6 protein-coding genes are annotated in these 7,506 nt (G+C 71.0%); 1 reads left to right on the top strand and 5 read right to left on the bottom strand.

All coding sequences use genetic code 11. From position 1 onward, the window contains the following. Nucleotides 1–116: 116 nt before the first annotated feature. Complete coding sequence (locus IY392_RS14020) at nt 117–1,640, bottom strand: aldehyde dehydrogenase family protein (protein WP_107755412.1); 1,524 nt, start codon at nt 1,638–1,640, stop codon at nt 117–119. A 203-nt stretch (nt 1,641–1,843) separates the two neighbouring features. Here IY392_RS14020 and mftM point away from each other — a divergent pair, with 203 nt between their 5' ends. After that, nucleotides 1,844–2,677: a mycofactocin oligosaccharide methyltransferase MftM gene (gene mftM / locus IY392_RS14025; RefSeq protein ID WP_194861542.1), complete on the top strand. Its 834-nt coding sequence runs from the start codon at nt 1,844–1,846 to the stop codon at nt 2,675–2,677. A 14-nt stretch (nt 2,678–2,691) separates the two neighbouring features. Here mftM and IY392_RS14030 read toward each other — a convergent pair whose 3' ends face one another. The 4 genes from IY392_RS14030 to IY392_RS14045 form a co-directional block, all read right to left on the bottom strand. Beyond that, entirely contained in the window at nt 2,692–3,354 is a 663-nt protein-coding gene (locus IY392_RS14030; protein ID WP_194861543.1) for a response regulator transcription factor, read from the bottom strand. Beyond that, nucleotides 3,351–4,718: an ATP-binding protein gene (locus IY392_RS14035; RefSeq protein WP_194861544.1), complete on the bottom strand. Its 1,368-nt coding sequence runs from the start codon at nt 4,716–4,718 to the stop codon at nt 3,351–3,353. Before IY392_RS14035 ends, IY392_RS14030 begins: the two co-directional genes overlap by 4 nt. Continuing rightward, nucleotides 4,715–5,890 (bottom strand): iron-containing alcohol dehydrogenase, encoded by a 1,176-nt coding sequence (locus IY392_RS14040; protein ID WP_194861545.1) that lies wholly within the window; start codon nt 5,888–5,890, stop codon nt 4,715–4,717. The genes IY392_RS14035 and IY392_RS14040 overlap by 4 nt, the downstream gene beginning before the upstream one ends. A 25-nt stretch (nt 5,891–5,915) precedes the next feature. Beyond that, a partial coding sequence (locus IY392_RS14045; RefSeq protein WP_228549430.1) for a VWA domain-containing protein occupies nt 5,916–7,506 on the bottom strand: 1,591 nt, incomplete at its 5' end.

The raw sequence follows: 7,506 nt of genomic DNA on the forward strand, positions 1-7,506 counted from the left end.
CGTCTGCGGACTGCCCTCCGGCGGGAGGGCCCGCGCCGCGATGGGCACGCTCCCGCCGGAGGGCAGTCCGCAGACGTCGTCCATGGACGGTCCTTCCTCCACTGGTCCGCCGCGACTCAGAAGAAGCCCTGGGGCTTACCCGAGTAGCTCACCAGCAGGCACTTGGTCTGCTGGTAGTGGTCGAGCATCATGCGGTGGTTCTCACGTCCGATGCCGGACTGCTTGTAGCCACCGAACGCCGCGTGGGCCGGGTACTGGTGGTAGGTGTTGGTCCACACCCGGCCGGCCTGGATGGTGCGACCGGCCCGGTAGGCGGTGGTGCCGTTACGCGACCACACGCCGGCGCCCAGGCCGTAGAGCGTGTCGTTGGCGATCATCATGGCGTCGTCGAAGTCGGTGAACGAGCTCAGGGACAGCACGGGACCGAAGATCTCCTCCTGGAACAGGCGCATCTTGTTGTGCCCGCGGAAGACGGTCGGCTGCACGTAGAAGCCGCCCGCGAGATCGCCCTCGAGCTCCGCCCGCCCGCCGCCGGTGAGGACGTCCGCGCCCTCCTGCTTGCCGATGTCGATGTAGGACAGGATCTTCTCCAACTGGTCGTTGGAGGCCTGCGCGCCGAGCATCGTGTCGGTGTCGAGCGGATTGCCCTGCGTGATCTGCTTGGTGCGCTCGATCGCGAGCTCGCTGAACTCGTCGAAGACCGACCTCTGCACGAGCGCGCGCGAGGGGCACGTGCACACCTCGCCCTGGTTGAGGCCGAACATCGCGAAGCCCTCGAGCGCCGCCTGACGGAAGTCGTCGTCGGCGTCCATGACGTCCTCGAAGAAGATGTTGGGGCTCTTGCCGCCCAACTCGAGGGTCACCGGGATGAGGTTCTCCGAAGCGTACTGCATGATCAGGCGTCCGGTGGTGGTCTCGCCGGTGAAGGCGACCTTGCGGATCCGGGGGTTGGAGGCCAGCGGCTTGCCTGCCTCGGTGCCGAATCCGTTGACCACGTTCACGACACCCGGCGGGAGCAGGTCGCCGATCACCGACATGAGGAACAGGATCGACGCCGGGGTCTGCTCGGCGGGCTTGAGCACCACGCAGTTGCCCGCGGCCAGCGCCGGGGCGAGCTTCCACACCGCCATGAGGACCGGGAAGTTCCAGGGGATGATCTGGCCGACCACGCCGAGAGGCTCGTGGAAGTGGTACGCCACGGTGTCTTCATCGATCTGCGAGATCCCGCCTTCCTGGGCGCGGATGCAGCCGGCGAAGTAGCGGAAGTGATCGATCGCCAACGGGATGTCGGCGGCCAGGCACTCGCGGATCGGCTTGCCGTTGTCCCACGACTCGGCCAGGGCGAGGGCCTGGAGGTTCTCCTCCATCCGGTCGGCGATCCGGAGCAGGACCAGCGACCGCTCGGCCGCGGAGGTGGCGTTCCACCCGGGGGCGGCCGCCCACGCGGAGTCGAGGGCGGCCTCGATGTCCTCGGACGTCCCGCGGCCGACCTCGCAGAAGACCTGCCCGGTGATCGGGGTGACGTTCTCGAAGTACTCACCCTTGACGGGTGCCACCCACTCGCCGCCGATGTAGTGCTCATAACGGCTCTGGTAGGACATCACCGAACCATCGGCGCCGGGCTGTGCGAAAACGGGCATCGTGCCCCTCCTTACTCCTCCGCGCGACCCCCGTGGTCGACGCTGTGATGTAGGACACTATGCGCGGCGGGGTTGCAGCAACGTTGCACGGCGACCGGCCCGGGTCCGCACTGCCCGTCCGGGCAGGTCCGCACCCGTTCGACCTGCCGGAATCCACTGCTTTCCCTCGTCGAGGGACCCCGGGAGTCCTAGCGTCGGCCCCCATGCAGACCACAGCCACTCCCCCGGCGCTCCGGGAGATCTCGGCGGTCCGGGGCGGGCCGGGCCGACGGTTCGGGGCGTTCACCGTGACCGCCGACGACCGTCGGGTGCGGATCGGCCACGACCTCGACGACGACGAGGTCAGCGAGGCGCTGATCCCGGCCATGTCCCGCGATCTGCTCGCCACCGGGGTCCTGCACACCGTCGACGAGTTCCACCGGGCCGTGACGGCGCTGGTGACCTGCCGGGACGCGACCTGGGAGGAGTGCTGGTCCGCCTACTACCGGTCGTCGATCACAGCACTGGCCAGCGGCGTCTGCCCGTTCTCCCCGGTCCACGACCGGGCGGTGGCCGAGATGGTCGGCCACTCCGCGGTGGAGATCGGATGCTGCTTCGGCTTCCTGTCCCTCCGCCTCGCCCGGGAGGGCGTGAGGACCGTCGCCGCGGACCTCGACCCGGCCGTCCTCGGGCTCCTCCGGTCCTGCGCGCCGGCCGACGGACCCCTGCCCTCGCCGATCTGTCTCGACGCACGGACGACCCCACTGGCCCCGGCCGCCACGGACACCGTCTACCTCGTCCACGTCCTCGAGCACGTGGACGAGGAGCCCGGCTGGGACATGGTCCGAGAAGCACTACGACTGGCGCGGCGACGGGTGGTGATCGCCGTGCCCTTCGAGACCGTCGCCGTCACGCAATACGGTCATGTCCGGACGTTCGACGTCCCCACGCTGACGGCGCTCGCCGCCCGGATCGAGGCTGTCGGTGACGGCCGGGCCTCCCGTGTGCGGACCCGGGTCGACGAGCACCACGGCGGGTGGCTGGTGGTGGACCGGTGACGTGCCGGTGCAGCTCAGAGCAGGCCCTGCCGACTGGCCACGTACACCGCCTCGGCGCGCCGTGAGACCTTGAGTTTGCGCAGGATGTTGCTGATGTGGAACTTCGCGGTGGTGGCCGAGATGAACAGCGCCTGACCGATCTCCTTGTTGGACATCCCCTCCGCCAGCAGCGTGAGGACCTCGATCTCCCGTGCCGACAGGGCCTCGGACGCCGATTCGACCCCCCTGAGCGCGTCCACCACCATGGAGGCGGTCCGCGCGTCGAAGGCGCTCTGCCCCGCCGACACCGACCGGACGGCGGTCACCAGTTCGGTGACGTCCACGTTCTTGACCACGTATCCCCGCGCCCCCGCCCTGACCGCCCGCACGACGATCGCCTTGTCGAGAAAGGTCGTGAGCACCAGCGGGGCGACGTCGGGGAACAGGTCGCGGACCGCCGCACAGAGGCGCAACCCGTCGAGTTCGGACCCGCTCCCCAGCTTGAGGTCGATCACCGCCACGTCCGGGCGGGTCGAGTTGATGACCCCGAGGGCCGCGTCCGCGGTCGACGCCTCGCCGACCACCTCGAGATCGGGCTCCCGCTCGAGCATCAACCGCAGGCCCTCGCGGAGCACCGCGTGGTCGTCCACCAGCACGGTGCGGATCGTGGCCGCCGGGGTCCTCGGGCCGGGACTCATCGGACCGCCCCCCGGCCGACGCCGTCGACGGAGGGCGCCACCACGGTGATCGCCACCCCGCCCGAGTCGGCCCCCGCGATGCGCAACACCCCTCCCACCATCTCCGCCCTCTCCCTCATGTTCACCAGACCGTGGCGCTCTTCCGGGGACCCGGTCCGCACGGCCTCGAGCAGGCTCCGCAGATCCTCCGGCCTGCCCACACCGTCGTCCTGAACGGTCAGCGCCACGGCCTCGTCACCGAAGTCGAGGGTGACCACCACGCCGTCGCCCCGCGAGTGCCGCGCGGCGTTCGAGAGCGCCTCGCCGGCGATCCGGAGGAGTTCGTGCTCGATCCCGGGGGTCGTGGGCACCTCGTCGCCGAGTACCCGGACCTCGGAGGACATGGTCGACGGGACGTGGAGGCGGCACAGGTCCTCGATCAACCTGCTCAGCCGGACGTCCCCGTCGTCGATCGTGCGCAGGGCGTAGATCACGGACCGCAACTGGTCGACGGCCTGGTCGGTCAGGTGTACCGCCTTCTCGAGCAGGGGCCGCTGCCGGTCGGCGTCTGCCACCGCGTCGAGTCCGAGTTGGAGGTGCATCCCCGCGCCGAGGACGAGCTGGGACACGCTGTCGTGGAGCTCCCGGGCCATCCGGGAGCGCTCCACGTCGAGGATCCGTTGGCGGTGCGCGGCATCGAGTTCACGATGGGCGATCTCGAGCTCCGAGTTCCGCCGGGACAGCTCCACCACGTGGCCCCGGGCCTCCTCGTAGGCCTCCTCCGCCCGGGCGAGGAGCATCTCCTTGTCGCGGAACAGGACGGAGTTGTGCAGTGCGACCGCCGCCTGCGCAGCGAGGATCCGCAGGACCACGGTGTCGATGTCGTCGGCCGGCCGCCCGGGGTGTCGCCACGACGCCAACCCGCCGATCACCCCGCCGTGCAGGATCAGGGGCACGGTGACCGCGTCGGGCCCGCCGGCCTCCGCGACCTCGGCGGACCGGCCGCCGCGGAGGACCGCGAGAAGGACGTTGACCACGCCTTTGGGCAACCCCTCCGGCACGGGTGCCAGGTCCCGCCCCTCGAACGCGACGAAGCGTCCCTCGGGATCCACGATGACGTGCCGCGGTTCGACGGACGGGAGCTGACCGTCCCGCAGGGCCACCAGCGCCCATTCGGCATCGAGCTGGTCATAGGCGACCTTGAGGACGGACAGCATCAGCTCCTCGGGCCCCTCGGCGGTCCGCACCAGCGCCCCCGAGACGCGATCGAGGGCGTGCATCGAGCGGCGCAGCCTGGACTCCGCCGCCCGGTACTGGTCGAAGAAGCTCCTCTTGACCGACCGGAGGCCCAGGAGGGAGTCCAGGTCGGTCGGCCCCTCGCTCATGACGCCTCCCTGTACAGCCGCTCGACGTCCTCGAGGGTGACGGGACGTGGATTGGTGGCCATGCACAGGTCGCGCAGTGCGTGAGCGGCCAGCGTGGGGATGTCCTCGCCCCGGACCCCCAGGGGAGTGAGCCCGGTCGGGATCCCGACGGACTCCGCGAGGTCGCGGAAGCGGTCCGCGACCCGGTCCGTCACCTGACCGGCGCGCGACCCCACGGTCACGCCGGCGGCCCGGGCCAGATCCGCCATGCGGTCCGGGGCCATCACCGTCCCGTTGTGCCGGACCACATGCGACAGCAGCACCCCGTTGATCTGGCCGTGGGACGCGTCGTACCGGCCGCCCACCGGATGACTCATCGCGTGGACCGCCCCCAGGACGGCGTTGCTGAAGGCCATCCCCGCCTCGAGCGACGCGAGCGCCATCGCCTCCAACTGCTCGTCACCGCACCCCCCACCGTTCCTCCCCGCGCGCCCGGGCCGGTCGAGCGACCGGGTGCACAGCTCGACTGAGCGCAGGGCGTGGGAGTCCGTCAACGGGCCCGCCGCGCGTGAGAAATACGCCTCGACCCCGTGCGAGAGCACGTCGATCGCCGTGGCCGCCCGCACGTCCTCGGGGACTGTCGCGTGGGTGGCCGGGTCGATCACCGTGACGTCCGGCACCAGCGAACGGCTCACGATGGTCACCTTGGTCAGGCGGTCCGAGTCGTTGACCACGCAGAACTGGGAGACATCGGCACCGCTGCCGGCCGTCGTCGGCACCGCGACCACCGGGGGCAGCGGCAGCCGGACCCGGTCGACCCCCTCGTACTCGAGGACGTGTCCGCCGTTGGACACGACCAGCGCGACCCCCTTGGCGGCGTCGATCACCGACCCACCCCCCACCGCGACGATCACATCGCACCCCGAGGAGTGATAGGTCTGCGCACCCTCGAGGATCTGTGATGCGCGCGGGTTCGGTCGGACGTCCGACCACACGACCGGCTCGGCACCCCGCGCCCTCAAGGCGTCCACCACGGTCCCCGGCCACGGGGTGAGTTCGAGCCACGGATCGGTGACGACGAGGGGGCGCCGGGCCCCCAACCCCATGGCGGCGGTCGCGGCCTCGGGCAGGGCGCCGAAACCGAAGAGGATCTCCGGCGCGTGGAACTTGGCCACCCGGCCTTCCGCGGACATGACCTCACGATAGGCCCGGGCCGTGTCAGGCGAGCGAGCTTCCCAGCAGACCTGCCCGTTCGGACAGTTCCGCGGGGTCACGCGCGGTCACCACCCCGTCCAGGTACCGGGCGTACCCGCTCAGCCCGCAGCTCGGCCGGTTCCAGTACCTTCGGGCCTCCGGGGTTATCCACGCCATCCGGTGGGCCCGCCTGCTGATCCGCCCCACCAGGTCCTCCCGCGGATCGAGGCCGTTGCTCCGCCCGTCACCCACGACGAGGACCGAGGTCCGGGCGTCGATCAGATCCCCGTGGCGGTCGAGGAGTTCGGCGAACACCCGCCCGTAGTCGCTGCTCGCCTCCAGATCCAGGCCGGGCGCGGCCAGCACGGTCGCCAGCGCCTCCGCGCCCGACGAGGACAGCAACTGGTCGGTGACGTCGACTGGTCGGTCGACAAAGGCGACGACGGAGCACCGGTTGACCTTCTGATGCAGGCTCTGGGCCAGTCGGAGCACGAATCCGGTGACGGGACGGACCGAGAGCGAGACATCGACGAGGATCAGGAGCTTGAGCGGTCCGGGCACGCGGGTGCGGTTCATGATGGTGAACGCCTCGCCGTCCGTGGACCAGGCCCGGCGCAGGGTGGAGCGTGAGTCCAGCACCCCACGCGCGAACGGTCGCGAACGCCGGCGGGGCGCTCCCCGGATCCGGCGCATCACCTCGTGTGTCGCGCGCTCGAGGTCACCGTCGTCGGGTCCCTCCACGCCCCCGCGATCCTCGTCGTCGTCACCACCCCCACCGGATCCACCGGCGGTGACGTCGTCCGTCAGGCTCCTGAGGAACTCCACGACCGCGTCGACGAACATCCCCACCTGCTCGCTCGGCGGGGGCCCGCCGTCCTCACCGGAACCCGCGTACACCTGGCGGGCGTCGTAACCGTCGAGGGTCCGCAGGACGTCGAGCGCGTCCCCCCAGTCCAACGACTCGTCGCCGGACACCGAGACCGCGGAGGACCCCATCTCCCCGACCCGGTCCGACGACGCGCGGTCCACCTCGATCTCGTAGGTGACCGTCGACCGCCACTGCTCCGCGCCCGGCTCGACCGCGAACTCCTCCTCTCCCGTCGCGGTCGAGAAGTCGGAGTCGTCGTAGTGGATGTCCTCATCACGCCGGACCGTGTCCTCGCCCTCGACCAGGTCACCGATCTCTGCCGGGTCCAGGTCCGACGGGGTGGACGGCGACGACCCCTCGGAGTCCAGTTCCCACTCGTCGGGCAGCGCCCCCACCTGCGGATCATCGCCTCGGGCACCGGCGGCGCCCTCGGTCCGGGCCACGTGCAGACCGAGGAAGAGGCGGTCGAACACCGCGTCGAAGACCCGGTTCTCCCGCTGGTACTTGACGGTCACCGCGCGGAGCGCCGGCCGCAGCACCTCGGGCCGTGAGGCGCCCAGCAGCGCGAGGACCGTCCGCACCTCCACCACCTCGGCCGGGGACACGGCCACCCCGCGCTCCCTGAGGAGACGCCCGAACACCACGGAGACGATGTCGAGGACCTCCGGGGGCGAGACGCGGGGCCCCGCGCCGACCGTCATCGTCGTCCGCTCCCCCGGCCGGCAGCGCTTCGGGCCCGTCCCGCAC

The sequence above is a fragment of the Dietzia sp. SYD-A1 genome, assembly GCF_015356725.1.
Lineage (GTDB): Bacteria > Actinomycetota > Actinomycetes > Mycobacteriales > Mycobacteriaceae > Dietzia.

Coding starts and splice junctions, on each gene's coding strand:
- IY392_RS14020 (WP_107755412.1), bottom strand. CDS start 1,640: ATGCCCGTTTTCGCACAGCCCGGCGCCGATGGTTCGGTGATGTCCTAC.
- mftM (WP_194861542.1), top strand. CDS start 1,844: ATGCAGACCACAGCCACTCCCCCGGCGCTCCGGGAGATCTCGGCGGTC.
- IY392_RS14030 (WP_194861543.1), bottom strand. CDS start 3,354: ATGAGTCCCGGCCCGAGGACCCCGGCGGCCACGATCCGCACCGTGCTG.
- IY392_RS14035 (WP_194861544.1), bottom strand. CDS start 4,718: ATGAGCGAGGGGCCGACCGACCTGGACTCCCTCCTGGGCCTCCGGTCG.
- IY392_RS14040 (WP_194861545.1), bottom strand. CDS start 5,890: ATGTCCGCGGAAGGCCGGGTGGCCAAGTTCCACGCGCCGGAGATCCTC.